The 18,467-nt window shown below is 37.4% G+C and carries 18 protein-coding genes; 14 read left to right on the top strand and 4 right to left on the bottom strand.

The window, feature by feature from the left end; genetic code table 11:
* Positions 1–189 precede the first annotated feature (189 nt).
* The 9 genes from HBN50_RS11915 to HBN50_RS11875 all read left to right on the top strand — a co-directional run bounded on the left by HBN50_RS11915 (position 190) and on the right by HBN50_RS11875 (position 9,029).
* Complete coding sequence (locus tag HBN50_RS11915) at positions 190–939, top strand: hypothetical protein (protein ID WP_273870284.1); 750 nt, start codon at positions 190–192, stop codon at positions 937–939.
* 26 nt (positions 940–965) lie between these two features.
* Positions 966–1,571, top strand: coding sequence for an RsmD family RNA methyltransferase (locus HBN50_RS11910; RefSeq protein ID WP_273870282.1), 606 nt, complete (start codon positions 966–968; stop codon positions 1,569–1,571).
* Positions 1,572–1,624: 53 nt separating this feature from the next.
* A complete protein-coding gene (coaD, locus tag HBN50_RS11905; RefSeq protein WP_273870279.1) occupies positions 1,625–2,122 on the top strand; it encodes a pantetheine-phosphate adenylyltransferase in 498 nt (165 codons plus the stop codon).
* On the top strand, positions 2,109–3,329 hold the full coding sequence (locus tag HBN50_RS11900) for a pyridoxal phosphate-dependent aminotransferase (protein ID WP_273870278.1): 1,221 nt from the start codon (positions 2,109–2,111) through the stop codon (positions 3,327–3,329). Before coaD ends, HBN50_RS11900 begins: the two co-directional genes overlap by 14 nt.
* A gap of 77 nt (positions 3,330–3,406) precedes the next feature.
* A complete protein-coding gene (locus HBN50_RS11895) occupies positions 3,407–4,378 on the top strand; it encodes a hypothetical protein (RefSeq protein ID WP_273870277.1) in 972 nt (323 codons plus the stop codon).
* Positions 4,375–5,514, top strand: a complete 1,140-nt coding sequence (locus HBN50_RS11890) for a hypothetical protein (protein WP_273870274.1) — start codon at positions 4,375–4,377, stop codon at positions 5,512–5,514. Before HBN50_RS11895 ends, HBN50_RS11890 begins: the two co-directional genes overlap by 4 nt.
* Positions 5,515–5,592: 78 nt before the next feature.
* Positions 5,593–6,885 (top strand): hypothetical protein, encoded by a 1,293-nt coding sequence (locus HBN50_RS11885; protein WP_273870272.1) that lies wholly within the window; start codon positions 5,593–5,595, stop codon positions 6,883–6,885.
* Between the two features lie 264 nt (positions 6,886–7,149).
* Positions 7,150–8,463 carry a PhoH family protein gene (locus tag HBN50_RS11880; protein ID WP_273870270.1) on the top strand — a complete coding sequence of 438 codons (1,314 nt, stop codon included), beginning with the start codon at positions 7,150–7,152 and terminating at the stop codon, positions 8,461–8,463.
* Positions 8,460–9,029: a PilZ domain-containing protein gene (locus HBN50_RS11875; RefSeq protein ID WP_273870269.1), complete on the top strand. Its 570-nt coding sequence runs from the start codon at positions 8,460–8,462 to the stop codon at positions 9,027–9,029. The genes HBN50_RS11880 and HBN50_RS11875 overlap by 4 nt, the downstream gene beginning before the upstream one ends.
* On the opposite strand, the gene HBN50_RS11870 is transcribed toward HBN50_RS11875, so the two are convergent.
* The 4 genes from HBN50_RS11870 to HBN50_RS11855 form a co-directional block, all read right to left on the bottom strand.
* Entirely contained in the window at positions 9,024–9,371 is a 348-nt protein-coding gene (locus tag HBN50_RS11870; RefSeq protein WP_273870267.1) for a hypothetical protein, read from the bottom strand. The two genes, HBN50_RS11875 and HBN50_RS11870, sit on opposite strands and share 6 nt — an antisense overlap.
* A 242-nt stretch (positions 9,372–9,613) precedes the next feature.
* Positions 9,614–10,207: a DedA family protein gene (locus HBN50_RS11865; protein WP_273870264.1), complete on the bottom strand. Its 594-nt coding sequence runs from the start codon at positions 10,205–10,207 to the stop codon at positions 9,614–9,616.
* A gap of 93 nt (positions 10,208–10,300) precedes the next feature.
* Entirely contained in the window at positions 10,301–11,365 is a 1,065-nt protein-coding gene (locus HBN50_RS11860) for a hypothetical protein (RefSeq protein WP_273870262.1), read from the bottom strand.
* A gap of 116 nt (positions 11,366–11,481) precedes the next feature.
* On the bottom strand, positions 11,482–12,081 hold the full coding sequence (locus HBN50_RS11855; protein WP_273870260.1) for a peroxiredoxin: 600 nt from the start codon (positions 12,079–12,081) through the stop codon (positions 11,482–11,484).
* Between the two features lie 291 nt (positions 12,082–12,372).
* Here HBN50_RS11855 and HBN50_RS11850 point away from each other — a divergent pair, with 291 nt between their 5' ends.
* The 5 genes from HBN50_RS11850 to HBN50_RS11830 all read left to right on the top strand — a co-directional run bounded on the left by HBN50_RS11850 (position 12,373) and on the right by HBN50_RS11830 (position 18,359).
* On the top strand, positions 12,373–12,972 hold the full coding sequence (locus HBN50_RS11850; protein WP_273870858.1) for an ATP-dependent Clp protease proteolytic subunit: 600 nt from the start codon (positions 12,373–12,375) through the stop codon (positions 12,970–12,972).
* A 60-nt stretch (positions 12,973–13,032) separates the two neighbouring features.
* Entirely contained in the window at positions 13,033–14,340 is a 1,308-nt protein-coding gene (gene clpX, locus HBN50_RS11845; protein WP_273870259.1) for an ATP-dependent Clp protease ATP-binding subunit ClpX, read from the top strand.
* Between the two features lie 176 nt (positions 14,341–14,516).
* A complete protein-coding gene (locus HBN50_RS11840) occupies positions 14,517–14,762 on the top strand; it encodes a hypothetical protein (RefSeq protein WP_273870256.1) in 246 nt (81 codons plus the stop codon).
* Positions 14,763–14,789: 27 nt separating this feature from the next.
* Positions 14,790–16,133 carry a DUF3373 family protein gene (locus HBN50_RS11835; RefSeq protein ID WP_273870255.1) on the top strand — a complete coding sequence of 448 codons (1,344 nt, stop codon included), beginning with the start codon at positions 14,790–14,792 and terminating at the stop codon, positions 16,131–16,133.
* Positions 16,134–16,322: 189 nt separating this feature from the next.
* On the top strand, positions 16,323–18,359 hold the full coding sequence (locus HBN50_RS11830; protein WP_273870253.1) for an ATP-binding protein: 2,037 nt from the start codon (positions 16,323–16,325) through the stop codon (positions 18,357–18,359).
* Positions 18,360–18,467 lie beyond the last annotated feature (108 nt).

Here is an 18,467-nt window from a genome sequence, read left to right as displayed (position 1 = left end):
CACGCATTTATATCGAATTTCATACGAAAAGTCATGTGAAAATCTCGGTTTTTCTCAAAGTGTTCCTGTTAACCTACTAAAATCTTTAGGGATATATTTTATTAAAGATTCTTACATCACTAGACGAAAAGGATATTAGGTATTTGTTTAGGCATAAATGCCTTGACGTATGGTGTTAGGAGCATGGTCATGGATAATGATGAACTAGAAAAAGCAATGGCAGAAACAGTAGAGCAAGGGTTTAATGACTCAGAGCTTGAAGACATTATGAATGAGATTGAGTCACTAGAAAAAGAATTTGTTGATGACAGTGCTAGTGAAGGTCCAACAATGAAGGAAGAGCTTTCATTGGATGCACCTGAGAGTAACTCTCTGCAAAATGTGATCGATCAAGAAGTTGAAAATGCCGGAGCTGAAACAGAGATTGTTACTAGTGAATCAGAATCTCAAATTGATGATGCTGTTGATAGCTTTGTTGACGATGTTGAAGTAAGTGAACCTGCTGCTGAACAAGTGAGTATGAGTGAAGAAGTTGAATCTGAGCCAGTAATGGAAGAGGTGGCAACGACTGAGGATTCTCCAGTAATGGAAGAGGAAACAACATTTAGTGAAGAAGACTTTGTAGAAGAGACGATCGATAATGTCGTACCTCTTTCTGCTACAAGTCATGAAGCGCCTACGATGAGCTCTGTGAGTTCTGATGGTGCGACAGATATGAGCTTTAGCGCTTCTGGAAAAATGAATATGAATATGACTTTTCCAGTAGGAGAAGAGCAGGCAACTTTTAGCGTTGTTGATGGAAAGCTTACAATTTCTATGAACGGACTAAACCTTACTCTTGATGGTAGTGAGGGTTGTACAGTTGAGATGGAAAGTGGTGTAAAATTCACAATTCCTTTGACCTCTGATGGTGCAGCTTCTACAAAGAAAGCAGCTTAAGAAAACAGAAAAAAAAGGTTCATATTGTGGCCATTAAAATCTTAGGGGGCAAGGCGAAAGGTCTTGCCCTTGAAGTTCCTAAAGGGGATGAAGTCCGTCCCACATCAGTCATGTTAAGACGAAAAATATTTGATGCTCATCAGGACCTCTCTGGTGTGCACTTTATCGACCTTTGTGCTGGAACAGGTGCGATGGGAGCCGAGGCCTTATCACGTGGTGCCAATTCCGTTATGTGTATCGAGGGAAATAAAAAAGTCAGCAATTACCTCAAAAGAAACTTCTCTTCTCTCGAAAGAAGTGGTCTCGATTTAGAAAAGGTCCTCATCCAAACCCAAAAGGCGGAAAAGTGGATCAGTCAATTTGAGCTCCTTTATTCCCACTGGGAAGTGGAAAGAAAGCTCAACACTGTTATTTTCTTTGACCCTCCTTATGAGCTTAAGGGTCTCTATAAATTAATTATAGAAGAAGTCTTAGAAAAGCACTGGTTTATTGGAGAGCTTTGGCTTGAAAGTGATGAACAGAAGGGTGTTAAACAAAAAGACCTGCTCGATCTCACAATTATGGAAGCTAAGAAATTTTACCGTCAAGGGACAAGTTACATTGCTCTCTACGATTGTTCTTCAAGAGCGTAGCTAAAAATTCTATCTTTTGTTAAAATTAGTAAAAATTGAAAAGGAAATCCTACATGATTAAGAAGGCCATGTACGCGGGGACGTTTGATCCATTTACTAAGGGGCACGAAGGTATTTTAAAAAGAGCACTCAATCTCTTTGATGAAGTGACAATTCTCGTGGCCATTTCTCCTTCGAAGAGACCTCTTTTTACAACAGAAGAAAGAGTCGAGATGATTGGAGATCATTTTAAAAATGATAAGAGGGTCAAAGTTGATTCTTGGGGTGGTCTTATCGTTGACTACGCTAAGAATAATAATATTGGCGCTATTGTAAGAGGTCTTAGACCGACAGGGGATTTTGAAAGTGAATTTCAAATGGCCTCAATGAATAATAAATTATTTCCTGATATCGAAACGGTCTTTCTTGTAACAGAAGGAGATAATTATTACGTCTCTTCTTCACTTGTTAAAGAAATTTTCAAACACGGTACAGATGTAAGTGATTTTGTTCCAGATTCAATTCTAAAGAGATTACAAAATAAATTAGGAGATACGGATGAAATTAAGTAAAAGAGTTTCTGATATTTCAGAAAGTATGACTCTGAAGCTCAATGCCAAGGCCGTTCAGCTAACAAATGAAGGGCGAAAAATTTTTAATCTAACTGCCGGACAACTTCCATTTCGTCCAATGAGTGACTTCATTGATGGAATAAAAAGTGAATCTGATTTCTTAAAAAGTTATCAGTACAGCCCTGTGCCTGGCTATCCTGAACTTCGTACAAAACTTCTAAACTACTTTGAAACATCAAGGGGAGTTAGTTTAAAAGATTGCAATTACGATTGTATTGTAGGTAATGGTGGAAAACACGTTATTAGCAATATCTTGGCCTCTATCATCGATCCTGAAGATGAAGTTGTTGTGATCACTCCATTTTGGGTTTCTTATCCAGAGATTATTAATCTCTATGGTGGTCAGACTGTCTTTGTTGAGACATCTATATATGATGCTTTCGTTCCAAATATTGAGGCCATTGAAAAATCAATTACTGATAAAACAAAAGCGATTATTCTCAATAGTCCTAATAATCCAACGGGGACAAGTTACTCATCTGAGTGGATGAATCAATTTGCAGAATTATTAAAAAGACATCCTGATCTCTATGTCATTAGTGATGAGATTTACTATGAATTGAGTTTCTTTGATCCGGGTCCAACTTATTTTTATCAACAACATCCAGAGCTCCTAGAGAGAACAATTGTTGTTGATGGAATTTCAAAAAACCTTGCTTGTACAGGTCTTCGTATTGGCTATTGTTATGGACCAAAAGAATTAATTTCAGCGATGTCTCGACTTCAAGGTCAAACTGCTTCCGGCGCAAACAGTCTCGTTCAAAAGGCCTTAATTAGTTTTGATTTTTCAAATATTGAAAGGTTTTTAGAACCTATTAAACAGCACCTAAGAGAGAATGCTAATTTACTTAGAGATTGTCTGCACGATCAGAGTTTAGGTAAGATTTGGTATCAACCAAACTCTGCTTTTTACTATATGATCGATTTTTCTCAATGTCCTGTTATGGAAAGATTTAAAAACTCTACTGATGAAAGCGAAGATTATTCGATTCAAATTTGTGAAGAGATTCTTGATAAATTAGGGGTCGCAATGGTTCCAGGAATTGCTTTTGGATTACCTAACTCGGCAAGAATTTCCCTTGTCTCACAAAAAGAAGACTTTAGAGAGGCCATGCAATTAGTTGTTGATTACTTAACTCAGTCATAGGGCAAAAAATCAGCGGATATTTTTCCGCTGATTCCCATCATTGCTCGAATCTTGCATACTATAAGCTAGGAGTTTGTATGAAATCCAAGCTTATAGTCCTTATCATTTCTTCTATTCTACTTTGCTCTTGCGGTAAAACTAAGCAAGAGGAAATCGATGCGGAATTAGTTTCTGCAGAAATCGATTTAACGAGAGGGGACTGTGAAGCGGCCCTATCAAAATTGACAGGAATTGATTATCAAAATTCAAATGCTCACTTCTTAAAACTTCTAGCATCCGCCTACGCCTGTAAGGCCGGATATAGTTCAATTACATTCTTTTCAGATGATTTACCTTTGATCGATGCAGCAAGCTTGTTGAGCTCATTTGCAACATTTTCAACTTCTGATTCAATGGATTCTCCAACTGAAGAAGACTATATCAATATTCAAAGTGCAATCAATGTCCTTCTTTACGCAGGTGGAATCGCAACGACGACTAATCCAACTTCGACTTTGAGATCGAGTTCATTTACATCAAAAGAATCGGCGCAGATTCACAGCCTATTGATGTTTTTGATTATGGTAAATATGGGGCAATACACTTACTTCTATGGCAATACTTCTTCAACTGGCGTGAAGGGAGGAGGAAGTGGGTCTAATGATTGTTTTATGACCTACGATGCGACAATTTCAGATCTCTTTGATGGTGACCCAGGAGATGTTGATGCTGGAAATTGCGACAATGCTGCCGATACAGGACATCCCAATTTAGATAATGGAACGGTTAATATTGAAAGGGCCTGTGAAGGAGTTGTTCTTATGAATAACTTTTTTGAAGTCTTTCCTGAAGTTATTTCTGGTGCTTTAGGGGATGATTTTGATGTTCTTGATAGTATCAGTATTACTGATTTAAAGTCTGATGCATCAACAGCTCTAGGTGTCGCCGGGAAGGGAACCGATATTTTATCAACGACAAGTCAAAGTGTTTGTGAATCGGACATCAGTGATGAAGACACATTTCGCTATTTCTTTGTCATGTTCTTTGAGCTTTTACACAATAAGGTATGATGAGAAAGTTAACGATTATTCTATTTTTGATCGCAAGTTTCTCTTCTATCGCAAGAGAGATCACTTATCTTGCAAGAAGTCCTCGCGCTCTTTTGATGGGGGATGCCTACACTTCTATTGCTAACGACGATGAGTACACTCTGTTTTACAATCCAGCAGCTCTTGGAGTTAATCAAAGTGTAACAATAACTCCACTAAACCCGACGTTTGGTTTAACTAATGCTCTCGATGAACTAGATCGTTTTGAAAATTTTCCAAGTAGTGATACTGCTGCAATTGCCGATCGACTTTTAGGATTCCCTGTTTACTTGCATGTGGATGGAATACCGACTGTAAAAATTCCTTATTTTGCTCTTTCACTCTTTGCAAGTTCTACTACTTCTATGGTTCTTCGAAATAAAATTCACCCATCCTTGAACGTGAAATATGCACTTGATAAAGGATTTGCTACTGGCTTTGCATTTTCTTTTGGTAATGGAGCAACAAGAAAAAAGGGATCTAAAAAAGTTTCTCCAGGAAGTCGAACGAGTGTCGGACTTGGAGTTAAGTTTATTAAAAGAGAAGGTCTTGATTCATCTTTTGACCTTTTTAGTACTGACATTCTTAATACTGTTAATAACGGCGTAGAAAGTGTAGCCGATCTAAGAGAGTCTCTCGGTTTTTCTAGAGGAAAAGGTTGGGGTTATGATCTTGGTGTTGAGCACATTTTTTCAACAGGAATAACTGAATTTCGCTTAGGAGCAAGTGTTCTCGATGTCGCCGATACAAGATTTAAGAAAACGAGTGGTGACGATGATATTCCAAGACAGGAGATGGCCGTCAATTTTGGTTCATCGATTCGACAGGACTTAAAACTTCTTGAGTGGACACTGGCCTTCGATCTTCACTCTCTTAATCAGCCTATTGACTACAGAAGGAAAATTCACGTCGGTGGTTCTTTTCGCATCTTAAACCTTGAGTTTCTTGGTGGATTTAGCCAAGGGTATGTCAGCTATGGTATTGGACTTAATCTTTGGCCGATTAAAATTATCGCTGGGTTCTACGGTGTCGAACTTGGTGAAAAGTACCGCGAAGAGAAGGGGAGCCGAGCGGTTATCCAGTTGAAACTTTTAGAGATTGACCTCGACTTATATTAAGCCAATTGACTAAAATATATACAGTATTTAGTCTAAAAACCTTTCTATTTTGGCCTTTCAGTTGCATCAAAAAGACCTATGGTGCGCCTTTTATTATTAACGCTATTTTTATTTACAACGCAAACTTTCGCAAAAGAGTATCGTCTCTTTGAAAGATCAGGTCACCCTGCTCAAAATTATAACTCTCTCATGAGAGCATTCCCCTTCAAAGAAGGTGATCATTTCTTCTTAGAAAATAGAAATTTAGAAGTTGTAAAGTTTCTAGGAAATGGCCGAGTCACCTATGTTTTTGAAGTTCTCGATGAGAAGGGAAATACTTTTGCTCTAAGAATACCGCGAAAAATGGGTGTCTTTGATCGCTATTACAACTTCACTGACTACCATGATTTCTTTATAAAAGGTCATAAGAAATTACAAAAGCACCAAGTTCTTACTCCTAAAATTAATTCGATGGGAACAAATTTTGTCCTAGTCGAAAGAATCGATAAGGCCTTTGACTTGTACGATTATTTAAATAATAAATCCTCGTTAGACTTCCACCATAAAGTTATTGCAGAAGATCGATTGAATCACTTTATAAGTGAGACGGCTCATTTTGCTAAAATTGGAGACTTTCACTTTGAGCAAATTGTATTTGATCAGACGAAGCTTGAATGGGTGCTGTTAGATTGGTCCAATTCTCACTCATTCGTTGATGGTCCTGATAATAAAGAAAGTAACTTCGATAAGTATATCTCTAATCTCTATTTAATGGGCAGGGGAAAAGATATTGATGAAGAGAATCTTTCTCTTCTTATTAAAAATGCGAGAAGACCTTCTGAAATGGAGAAGGCATTTTTTAGAAAAGCAGAATTTATTATCAAAGAAAAGAGAAAACAACTCTATAAGAAAGAGTTGAGTCTATTAAACCATTTCAAGACAATAAAAACGAATAAGGAGCTCTCTTCTTTTATTCAAAATCTGCCCGCAAAAGTAACGACTTTTCTTGGTGATCAGATGGTCGATCTTATTATAAAAAATGAAAATGAATTTAGTTATTCTTATGAGTCTTTAAGTGAAATACGCAACCGCTTAGAATTCTCTTTATTTCCCTATATCAGTCTTACACGAGAAATCGGAAAGTTCATTGAGAGCAAAAATCAGCTTATTCGACTCTTTACTGACAATCATAGTTATATTAATGAAGTGAAAAGAAGAAAGGTCTTTATTTCACTTCTTTATAAGTATCCTCACTTTATTTTCACTGAGCATGAAATCGAGCAACTATCACAAGGGGCACTAGGAGCGACATTTATTAAGCATTTTGCAAAAGAAATGAAGCGAAAGCGCAATAAAATGGGATGCTTTAGAATGGTCTATGCCTACTATTAAACCGATGGAAATGCTCGGGTAATTAAAAAAAAAGAACTGTTTTCTTGTCTTTTTACTCATGTACTTTAGAATATTAATATGAACTCACTGGAAGAGTTCATCGGGTTAAATTGTCCTGATATAAGAGTCAGGAAACAAAGGTAGAAAGATTAACCAGATAAAACCCCAAAATTCCTATTCTATTTCAAATTACTTTTCTTGCTATTCAAGGATTAAAGAATCGCTACTTTATTTTAGGAGTAGTGGGTCCCAATATCGGAGGTCATGTTGAAAAAAACATTTGTCATTGACACTAACGTTATCCTTTTTGATCCTATGTCGATCTTTAAGTTTCAAGAACACAATGTGTTTATTCCACTTGTCGTTGTTGAAGAAATCGATCGCTTTAAAAAAGATCAAAATGAAAATGGGCGTAATGCTCGTAACTTTTCTCGTATTGTTGATGATTTAAGAAAGCAAGGTTCTGTGACAGAAGGTGTTTCGCTTGAGCACGGTGGTAAGCTTATTATCTCTGTAGATAGAGAAGTTAGTAGTAACCACAGACACATTGATCTCACTTTAAACGATAATAAGATCTTGGCATCGGCCCTCTCTTTAAAAGAAGATGGACAAGATGTTCATTTGATTTCTAAAGATATCAACCTAAGACTTAAGGCCGATATTCTTGGTGTTACAGCTGAAGACTATGGAAAGAAAAATGTAAAACTTGAAGAACTTTACTCAGGCCAAAAAGTATTAGAAGTAACTGAGGAAGAACTACAAGAATTTGAAAAAAATAGATTTCTGTTTATTGAAAATACGGAAGAGAAAGAAATTTTTCCTAACGAGTATCTTATCATTCAAGTTAAAGGCAATGATAGAAGAAGAACTCTTGGACGTTATTCGAAACAAAAGGGTGGAGCTGTTCCTCTCATTCCAATGAGAGAAGGTGTTTGGGGAATTTACCCAAAGAATATGGAACAACAATTTGCTCTTGATGCTCTTTTAAATGATGAGATCAAGCTTGTAACTCTCGTTGGTAAAGCGGGGACAGGAAAGACTCTCTTAGCAATTGCTGCTGGGCTTGAGATGGCCATAAACCAAGAAAAGTATTCAAGACTTCTCGTTTCAAGACCTGTTCAACCTATGGGACGTGACCTTGGTTTCTTACCAGGGGATGTAAACGAAAAGCTTGCTCCATGGATGCAACCGATTTTTGATAATATGGATTTTCTCTTTGATCAAAGAAGACAGGGAACAAATTCATCATATGAATCATTAATTGAGCATGGTCTTCTTCATATTGAACCACTTACTTATATTCGTGGGCGTTCAATCCCTGGGCAGTACCTGATTGTTGATGAGGCACAGAACCTTTCTCCTCACGAAGTTAAAACAATTATTACACGTGCCGGAGAGGGAACGAAAATTGTTCTAACAGGAGATCCGCAACAGATTGATAGTCCTTATCTCGATGAGATTAATAACGGACTTGCTTATACTGTTGAGAGGTTAAAGTCGGAAGATATTATTGGACACTCAACACTTAAAGTTGGGGAGAGATCTGCTCTATCAGAGGCTGCTTCTAAGTTCCTATGACATCAAAAAGTTTTAGAAGGGCGCATCTACGCGCCCCTTTAATGACATCAATACTCTACGTCGACGATGACTATGTTCATCGTTGTCGTAGTTTAAATATTTCCAAAGGAGGAATTCTCCTTGGAGAGTTACCGCATATTCCAGAGATAAACGCACTTCCAATTATGTTTGCGCTTCCTGAAATCCCTCTTTTTTCTAAGTTGCTCCATCACGAAATTCTTGCACTTAATGAAGATCAATTTCATGTTGATATTGTGAGAGTGAAGGCCCGTATGGTTCGTCAATTCGATAAGAAGCAAAGGCTAGATGCTATTTTTACGAAAAATATTGGATGTGAATTTGTTAAAGCAAGTGAACAAACAAAAGATAAAATCGAATTATATGTACAAAGAATGGCCAAGAATACGGTCTTCTTATTAAGCCTATTTGAGAATAAGGCGAAGTCTGAGACAAATCTTAAAGTCATTCGTCGAGTTAGCCGACTTCTTGGCTACGACGAAGAAGAGAAGCTATCTCTTCTTCGCTTAAAAGTGCTCCACGATTACCAGAGCCTTGAGAGTCTATAAGAGATCATTTAGTTTGATAATATTCGCTTCAAATTGATCTTTCATTAAACGAAGTGCTCTTGAGAGCTTTTCGTTGCTTTCGTGATCGGCGCGATCTTGAAATTCCCTCATAAGTTCACTTGAAATGAGAGTGACATCGTCTCCAAGTTTTCCATTAGAAATCTCATTGATAACTTCTTGTGTTTCATTGATTAACTCATGAAAGCTTAGAAGTTTTAAGTAGGTGCGTACCGATTGGCGCGTTCCCCGTTGAGTTGATTTGAGTCGTTTCCAATTGGCCAGCGAAACGATTTTATCTTCTGGATTGAGGTTTTGTTGTTGTTGGTGTTGTTGTTGAATCACAGCTTCTCCGTTGTTGTTCACAAAGCTTGTGAATGTTATGCAGCTTTGAAACTGAATTCGCAAGTTTTGTGAACGAGAGTGTGGAAAAGTTTACACAGATTTTGTGAACATGTAAGAAGTTGTTAGAACTTGAGAATCAAAATCTTTGATTTCGGTAGTTTATAGGGTCAAGGTTAGGATTTTATTTTTGTAAGAAAGGGGTATTTTGGGCCATAAATAAGAGTTATGGCCCAGGGTTTTGACTATGATTTTTGTTTTTTCTTCTTGATAAAGAGACCAAGGGCCACGGCAATAAAGATGGCAAAGATAATTGTGTTGGCCTGTTTGACGTAGCTAATAACTGTCTCACCAAAAGTGTAGTAGAGATAGAAAAAGCTTACACATGAAATCGTACAGGCAATCAAGTCGCTTATAGCAAATTTGAGAGCGTTCATCTTTCCAAGGCCAGCCGTTAAGAAGAGAGCATTTCTAACACCAAAAGGAATAAAACGCCCCAAGATTAGCGTTAAAATTCCATACTTTTTGTAGAAGTTACTAACTTTCTCAATACGCTCTGGCGGGGCCATATTTGCAAAGAACTTAATTTTAAAGATCTTATTACCTAGGTAGCGTCCCATAAATCCATAGCAGATAAGGTCGCTGATATAGGCACCAGCAAATACTCCAATAAAGAGTGATGTTGTGTATTCTGGGTTTTTCGCTGCTAGAATTGCAGAGATAAAAAGCATGGCATCTTCTGAGACGGGAATATTGAATCCCGCAAGAAAGAGAAGTCCAAAGATTAAGAAAGGGGCCATGGCAATATTGGCCTGAATCATATCCATTAAAGAAGTCATGTCCATAAAATAAGTACCATTGATTGAATGCTAATAATGGCACTTATTTTATTCCAATTATCTAGTCTTGAATAGAATTATCGAAAAACAGCCTTAAAACTTACTGGCTAGCTTTTCCCATTGGTCGAGCATTTTCATTTGAGTATGAAAGAGTTGAAGGCTCATATAAGTAGGAATAAAGAGTTCTGGCATGTCGTTTAAATATTTTTCATATTGAGCAAGGGCCTCTTTTTCACCAACGCTCAGATACTGAATAACAGCGTGAAACGTTCTCGATGAGTAGGCGTGATTCTCAGTGAGTTCTTTTGAAATATCGATCATCTCGCTTAAAGAGAGATCTTGTATGGAAAAAGTGTAGGAGAGAAGTCTCTCTTGCGCTTTGTAGAGAACTGGAGCTAAGTAATAGACTGCGCCTTGTGCAATTGCATCAGGGTTACTCATTTTAGCAAGTTTTGGTCCTGCATATTTTGTATATAGACTTCTTAAAAGGGCCCTTTTATTTCCAAGGCGAAACATATCCTTTCTCTTTGCGAGCATAAAAAGAGCATTCACTTCCGCAAAACTTTCGGCCATGTGAAATTGATGAGCACCTCCATTAGAAACTTGAGCACGAGGAATGTACTTTGGATCTAGACAGTGTGAAAGCTCGTGATAGAGCGAATAGAGTAGAAATTCCTCGGCAGTGAAAAGGTCTTTAAGAGCGTTAATATCTTTTCCTTCGTAATTTTCAGGAGCAAAAGAGTAGCCACTTAGGCGCTTTACTTCTTCCATTGCCGATGGTGTTTCTTCTCTTGGAAAGACGACACACATTTCATATTCCATAGACCAACCCTTCGTAAAAGGAAAGGCGAGTGGGCTTGGAGTCTCTGTCATAAGGTAGTCATCGAGAGTGCTAAGTTGCCCTTTGGAGAGTTTTACTTGAACGCGAGATTGAACGTATTGGTCGATATAGTCGAGTCTCTCTTTTTCAGATTGAATCGCTTTTTCAATTATTTCCTTTTTAAGTTTTTCGCGTTCAAAAATTAAGATTGGGTACTTTGAATAATGGTTAAACTCTTCGTTGAGAGCTGTGATCTCTTCGTGCACCTCAGCGGCAAAAGTGGTTTGGAAGATATTGAGGATAAAGAGTGTCGCAATAAGTGTTGTAAGTGTTTTCATGGACCGATTTAAAAGCAAAATCAGTTATTTTATAAGGGAATTGTGAAGAATTTTCATGAAATGAGAGGAAATGAAAGAAAAAGGACCCTGCTGAGAGGGTCCTCGTAAAATGCAAATTAGAGCTTGTTGAAATACTCTTGAGAACCAGATGGATCTGGCTTCATTGTATCTGAACCATTTGTCCAACCAGCTGGGCAAACTTCCCCGTGCTTAGCTGTGTACTGGTAACCTTCAACAAGACGAGCGATTTCTTCAACGTTTCTACCAACTGAAAGGTTGTTGATTGAACACTGTTGAACAACATTGTTATCGTCGATAATGAATGTTCCACGGAATGCAACAGCATCGTCCATAAGAACACCGTAGCTTCTTGCAACATCTTTTGTAAGGTCAGCAAGTAGTGGGTATTTAATTTCCCCAAGTCCACCTTTGTTTCTTGGCTGTTGAGTCCAAGCAAGGTGAGAGAATTCAGAGTCAACTGAACAACCGATAACTTCACAGTTAAGGTTTTTGAACATTTCAATTTTGTCAGAGAAAGCTGTAATTTCTGTTGGACAAACAAATGTGAAATCTAGTGGGTAGAAGAAAAGAACTTTCCACTTTCCGTTATAGTCTGAAAGTGAGATTTCTTTAATTGCACCGTTAACAACGGCATTACCTTTAAATTCTGGCGCTTGCTTTCCAACAAGTGTTGTTGGGTAAACTTTTTCAGTCATATCCATCTCCTGTGTTATTCGTGGATTTTCTAGATTGTACGCAAAAACCTTAATGGGAAACGGGCCGTTAATCAAGGCTAGGCACACCATTTTGAAATAGATTTTATTGGAATAGGGGGAGTTTGTTTATCCTTGAAAAATTAACCACTTATGATGCACTTAACCGTTTTCAAACTCTTGCTCTAAAATTATCCTAGATCATTAAAGATTTGGCGATCTTACGCCGATATGAATCAGAGTAATGGATAATATTGCAAAAGGGAAAAAGGGGAAACTATGAACAAGCCCGCTATGAATTACATTCCAAACCCAATCGTTATTGAGCAAACATCTAGAGGTGAGCGTCAGTACGATATTTATTCGAGACTTCTCATTGATAGAATTATCTTTCTAGGGACTCAGGTTAACGACACTGTCGCCAACCTTCTTATTGCTCAGATGCTTTTCCTTGAGCAGGATAATCCAGAAGATCCAATTCACTTCTATATTAATAGTCCAGGTGGATCAGTTTACGCTGGTCTTGGTATCTACGATATTATGCAACACGTTTCTTGCCCAGTTTATACTTACTGTGTAGGTCTTGCTGCTTCAATGGGATCACTTCTTCTTGCTGCTGGTGAAGCTGGACACAGACACGCTCTTCCACACTCAAGAATCATGATTCACCAACCACTTGGTGGAGCTCAAGGTCAGTGTTCAGATATTCAAATTCAAGCACAAGAAATTCAAGATCTAAAAGATCAGCTTAATGGAATTTACATCAAGCACTCTTCTAAAGAAATGACGATGGATAAAATCGTTCAAGAAACAGATAGAGATAATTACCTATCACCGCAAAAAGCGATCGATTTAGGTATTATTGATTCGATGATCGAACCAAAAAAGAAATAAGACTACAATATGGCGAGTAGGGCGTAGGCCTTACTCGCTTTGATAAAAGGGTGTTAAAAAATGTCTGAGAAAAAAGCAAGCTACAACAGCACACTCCACTGTAACTTTTGTGGGAAATCACAAAGAGAAGTGAAAAAGCTTATCGCTGGTCCTGGTGTTTATATCTGTGATGAGTGTATTGAGCTTTGTAATGAAATCATCTTTGAAGATTCGGTAAAGTCGACTTCAAAAGCGGCCCTGGACAACGTTCCTAAGCCACATGAAATTAAAGCGAACCTCGATCAATATGTTATTGGTCAAGATCGTGCTAAAAAAATTATTTCAGTTGCTGTTCACAACCACTACAAGCGTCTTGCCCATGGAGATATGAAGCTTAAAGATGGTGTTGAACTGGCAAAATCAAATATTCTTCTAGCTGGACCAACAGGTTCAGGGAAGACTCTTATTGCTCAGTCTCTTGCTAAGTTTCTAAATGTTCCATTTGCAATTGCTGATGCGACATCTCTAACTGAAGCTGGTTATGTTGGTGAAGACGTTGAGAATATCATTCTTAATCTTCTTCAAAATTGTGACTACGATGTTGAGAGAGCTGAAAGAGGAATCGTCTATATTGATGAGATTGATAAGATTGCAAGAAAATCTGAAAACCCATCAATTACAAGAGACGTTTCTGGTGAAGGTGTTCAGCAGGCCCTTCTAAAACTTATCGAAGGAACTGTTGCAGCTGTTCCTCCTAAAGGTGGGCGTAAGCACCCTCAACAAGAATTTATTCAAGTTAATACAAAGAATATTCTTTTCATCGTAGCAGGTGCTTTTGTTGGTCTTGATAAGATTATCGAAAAGCGTATGACGAAAAGACCTATGGGGCTTGTAAAAACGGCCGATAAAAACCAAGAGCAATCTGTTGTAGAAAAACTTGGTGGAATCGAGGTTGAAGACTTAACTCGTTTTGGTCTTATTCCTGAATTTATTGGACGTCTTCCAGTTAACGCTCTTTTACAAGAACTTGATGAAGAAGCACTTGTTTCAATTCTAACAGAGCCAAAGAATGCGATTACGAAACAGTATACGCGTCTTTTTGAATTTGATGGAATTGAGCTTGAGTTCGAACAAGATGCTCTAATTGAAGTTGCTAAGATTGCGCTTGAAAAGAAAACAGGTGCACGTGGACTTCGCGCAATCCTTGAGCAAACAATGCTCGATGTAATGTATGAAGTTCCTGCTAATGAAAAAATCAACAAGGTTATCGTAACAGTTGATGCCATTAGAGGGAAAGAATCACCTAAACTTGAAGAAGGTGAAAGAAAAGAATTTAAGGTTTCTGAAAAAAATCTTAAATCAAAATCTAATATCGAATCAGCCTCTTAATTCTCAAGAGAATATAAAGGCACCCTAAAATTTCTTTTTTATAATTGGCCCACTTTGTTTTAAGGTGGGCCTTTTTTGTTGATCTTTTTGGTCAGTCATAAATAGCTTTTATTTTTAAGACCACTTAAATATAATAAATCTCAACAATTTATTAACTTTAGAGAGGGGAGAGTTTCATGAAGAAATTTACCTTGGTAATGCTTGTCCTTATGAGTGTGGCGCCTGCCAATGCTGGTGTAAAACAAGACTTTATCAAAGCTGTCGAAAATCAATGTAAGAAGTCAAAAGAAGAAGCTAAGAAGTTAGCGACTCCTGGAAGAGCTGGAAACGTGATCAAGTTTAAGACTTGTTCAAGTGCGACGATCACAATTGGTGATTGTACACTTAAGTGTAATGATGCTTCATCTTCTATTGGTGGATAATTATTAATTTCAAGGAAGGAATGAAAAATGATTAATAAAAAGAATATCACTACGTTATTACTTGCCGGAACACTTGCTGCTCCAGCATTTGCTGCAACAACAGCTGAACTTGAAGAGAGAATTGAAGAACTTGAGTTTGCTAATGATTCACGTTTTTTCAACTGGACGGGAACTCTTGAGAACCGTTATGACTATACAACTTCTGAAGAGAAGACAACAGGAAGCGAAGCTTCTGGTAACCAGTCTTACTTTCACTCTCAATTTCACCTAGATATGGAATCGCGTCCATCTGAAAAGTTAAGCTTCTTTGGTCGTCTTTCAATGAAGAAATATTGGAACGATGGATCTTTTGATGCGAACAAGCCAACATCAACTGAAAATGGTGATGCTAGAAACTCTGATGGTCTTTTTGATACTTGGGGATATGGGCGTGATCATGGAACAGCTGCTGTTTATGTAGAAAGAGCATTTGTTAACTACGATATGGGAATGAATCTTACGTATACTATTGGACGTCTTCCAACAATTGATGGAATGCCAAAGCATATTAATTCGGGTTCTCCTGCTCTTGGTTCATATCCAACACTTGCTTTCTCGGCAATTCTTGATGGTATGGCCCTAACTCACAATGCAGCGGTTGCTGGTGGAAGTTTAAAGACAAGACTTATCTACACTCCACTTCAATTTGCTAACTTTGATGGTGGGACAACTACTGGACGTGGAATTGATAACACAACAGATCTTTCTGGTGTGACAATCTCAACAAACTCACCAATGTATTCTTTCATGCTTGATTACACAAAAAATAATACAAGCTTTGCTAATGGAATGAATCTAATTTTTCAATGGGTTAAGATTGATAATGTATTCTTTGGTTCATCATCTACTTCAGCTCTAAGACTTACAAATAACCGTTTTGCTTTCTACGCTGAAGCAACAGGTGTTGCTGGCACTGGTTTAGATTTTGCTGCTCAATTTGCAATGTCTAAGTCTGAGTCAGAAGGAAAACTTGGTGGAGCTCAAGGTGTTTACTGTAATGATTCTAAATGTGATGAAGATGGTAACTCTTATGTTCTAACTGCTAAGTACAACTTTTCAAAGTTTGCCCTTGGATATGAGTACATTAAGCATGAGGAAAATTCTTTTGCTTATGATGTCGCTAACCGTGGTCCACTTAATATTTATGGAACTGCAGCTTCAAACACTCACCATATCTTTGCAAACTACAAAGTTGATAACAACATGAAGTTTGTTTTTGGTTACCAAGTGCAAGACATTGATCAAGTTTATAACTATGGTCTCTTTGGTAAAGGTACTGATGTAGATATTAAAAGAGATAATTTCTACACTAGAATGATTGCAACATTCTAAGATTAAGGCTTCTTAAGTCTTAGAAAAGTGCCAACTTGAAAGCACAAATTTTGTTTATCTTGTAATTAGGCCCGCTCTTTTGCGGGCCTTTTTTATGAGTAAATCTTCATCTTTGCTTAGAATTAAAAACTTAGGCTCTTAAGGGAAGTTTGAGTCTTTCTTCTTCTTGTTCACTTCTATACTTGAAGTATGAAAATACAAAAAAGACTCTACACAATTTTCTTTCTCTCCCTTGTTATCTTTGCTTTTTCGCTCTTATATGTGCGTGATCGAAATGCAAAAATCCAGGATCATTTAAACATAATTGCCGACCAAGAAATTCGTCTTGTGCAACAGACTTTTGGACTTGAAAGTGAAGTTAGAAACGTCTCGAATTCCGCAGCTAAAATTCTCTCTTTCATTCGTTCAACTTCTTATGACAAGGAGATTCTGATTCGAAATCTGCCAGCTCTTATTAAAGAATCTAAATTAGAAATGGATGAGTCTATTAAAAACACTCAGATCGTTTTGGATAGTATGAGGGAGACGATCAGTGGTGTCGGTGCAGCTTCAGACGCTGCTAGACTTGGTGTCTCTTCTTTTAGAGAAGAAATCGAGGGACTCAAGGCAATCGTTAATAATCTTCGTCCAGAACTGGAATTTGCTGTTAATAATGATAACCTTGAAAATTTAGAACAAAAATATGAAGAAGTTGTAAAGAGAACAGAATTCATCTCTAAGGCCATTCAAAATGATTTTCACTTAATATCGGCAACATCGAGAAGTTCAATTATAAAAGATTCGAATTCTATTTATAAATTTGTCTTCATTTCTTCCGGAGTACTCCTTCTGTGCGTGGGCCTTATTTATTTCTATATTTACAGAAAGATTTTTAGACCTCTAAACTTCGCCAAGCGTGTTGCTTATGATGTGAAGCGAGGAAGAAGAAAAATCTTTTCAGGGAATTTTGAAAATAATGAATTAGGGGACTTTTTAAATTCTGTTCGCTCAATGACTTATTCTCTTAGAGAGTATGAGCACAAGATTGAATTTGAAAGAAATAAGGCACAGCAATCAGAGAAGTCTTTAATTAACTTTTTAAAGAATCTCAATCACGAAGTGAGAAACCCGCTGTTTGTGATTTCTGGTCTGATAAATGAGTTGCTAGAAAATATGAATGAAGGCCATGAAAAGGAAGTTCTTCGAGAAACAAACTTAGAGATTAATCATATCCATCATGTATTTGATGAAGTGATGGATTTATTGACACTACGACTTGGAAATATGGATGTTCAGGATTCACCAATAACGATGACTGAGCTTAGTAGGTACTTAACTAAAGAATTCCACGCGAGGTCACAACAAAAGGGGATTGGCTTTAATATAAATGTTGATAAAGCTCTTGAAGATGTCATGGTGAAAACTGATAGCGAACTTTTAAAACGAATTCTTTTTGAGGTGATTGATAACTCAGTTAAAAATACTTTTGTTGGTGGAATCGATATCCTCTTTAAAATGACTGAAGAGAACTTCTCTATTCAAGTGAAAGACACGGGTGAGGGGATTGCAAGAGAGAAGCTTGATCGTTACTTCACAGGCTATGGAGCAGCGGGAGAAGATAATATTAATAAAGGCTCTGGGCTTGGTTTGGGACTTCTTCTTGTTAGCAAATTGGCCAAGAACCTTGATGGAAAAATTATCTATAAGACAGCACCAGGGAAAGGATGTTGTGTAACAATAAATTTTGAGCCTGAAATTATCACTGAAATTTCTGCTTCAAATCGTGATCTTCTTCCCGATGCTCTCGATACTTTCTCAATGAATGAAGCATTGATGGCCATGGGTGGTTTAAGAGTTCTCGTTGTTGATGATGATGAAGAAAATTACTTTCTATTAAAAGAACAATTAAAAAATTTCTTTATTCTCGATCACGCTATCAATGGAAAAATGGCCATGGAAAAAATTAAGTCCGATACCTACGATATTGTGATTATGGATTTACAGATGCCAGTCATGGATGGGATCGAAGCATCAAAACTCATTCATAAGTATGAAAAAGAACAGGGGGTACACATCCCGATCGTTGCCTTAACTGGTTATGCACAAGAAAAGGAAGAGAGAACGGCCAATGAAGGGGAGTTCTCGGCCTACTGTTTAAAACCAATTCGTAAAAAGGCGCTCGTGCGTACTCTTTTTGAAGTCTCAAATAAAGAAGAGGCCACAAAAGAGATGGAGCAAGCGGTATAAAGTTGAGCAATCAAATTAAGTATAAATTGAGAGGGCAATCTAATTCATTTTTATTAGCATAATTCTCAGGAATACTTATTGATTATAGTGTCTCTGCCTTCTACTATG

It is taken from the genome of Halobacteriovorax sp. GB3, from assembly GCF_028649655.1.
Taxonomy (GTDB): domain Bacteria; phylum Bdellovibrionota; class Bacteriovoracia; order Bacteriovoracales; family Bacteriovoracaceae; genus BSW11-IV.
Note: the sequence above shows the minus strand (reverse complement) of the source record. Positions and strands in the feature narration are given on the sequence as shown.

Excerpts from the sequence above, each read along its gene's own strand:
- HBN50_RS11900 (WP_273870278.1), top strand. The coding sequence starts at position 2,109 with ATGAAATTAAGTAAAAGAGTTTCTGATATTTCAGAAAGTATGACTCTG.
- HBN50_RS11890 (WP_273870274.1), top strand. The coding sequence starts at position 4,375 with ATGATGAGAAAGTTAACGATTATTCTATTTTTGATCGCAAGTTTCTCT.
- HBN50_RS11875 (WP_273870269.1), top strand. The coding sequence starts at position 8,460 with ATGACATCAAAAAGTTTTAGAAGGGCGCATCTACGCGCCCCTTTAATG.
- HBN50_RS11855 (WP_273870260.1), bottom strand. The coding sequence starts at position 12,081 with ATGACTGAAAAAGTTTACCCAACAACACTTGTTGGAAAGCAAGCGCCA.
- HBN50_RS11915 (WP_273870284.1), top strand. The coding sequence starts at position 190 with ATGGATAATGATGAACTAGAAAAAGCAATGGCAGAAACAGTAGAGCAA.
- HBN50_RS11885 (WP_273870272.1), top strand. The coding sequence starts at position 5,593 with ATGGTGCGCCTTTTATTATTAACGCTATTTTTATTTACAACGCAAACT.
- HBN50_RS11830 (WP_273870253.1), top strand. The coding sequence starts at position 16,323 with ATGAAAATACAAAAAAGACTCTACACAATTTTCTTTCTCTCCCTTGTT.
- HBN50_RS11865 (WP_273870264.1), bottom strand. The coding sequence starts at position 10,207 with ATGACTTCTTTAATGGATATGATTCAGGCCAATATTGCCATGGCCCCT.
- HBN50_RS11850 (WP_273870858.1), top strand. The coding sequence starts at position 12,373 with ATGAATTACATTCCAAACCCAATCGTTATTGAGCAAACATCTAGAGGT.
- clpX (WP_273870259.1), top strand. The coding sequence starts at position 13,033 with ATGTCTGAGAAAAAAGCAAGCTACAACAGCACACTCCACTGTAACTTT.
- HBN50_RS11895 (WP_273870277.1), top strand. The coding sequence starts at position 3,407 with ATGAAATCCAAGCTTATAGTCCTTATCATTTCTTCTATTCTACTTTGC.
- HBN50_RS11860 (WP_273870262.1), bottom strand. The coding sequence starts at position 11,365 with ATGAAAACACTTACAACACTTATTGCGACACTCTTTATCCTCAATATC.
- HBN50_RS11840 (WP_273870256.1), top strand. The coding sequence starts at position 14,517 with ATGAAGAAATTTACCTTGGTAATGCTTGTCCTTATGAGTGTGGCGCCT.
- HBN50_RS11880 (WP_273870270.1), top strand. The coding sequence starts at position 7,150 with ATGTTGAAAAAAACATTTGTCATTGACACTAACGTTATCCTTTTTGAT.
- HBN50_RS11835 (WP_273870255.1), top strand. The coding sequence starts at position 14,790 with ATGATTAATAAAAAGAATATCACTACGTTATTACTTGCCGGAACACTT.
- coaD (WP_273870279.1), top strand. The coding sequence starts at position 1,625 with ATGATTAAGAAGGCCATGTACGCGGGGACGTTTGATCCATTTACTAAG.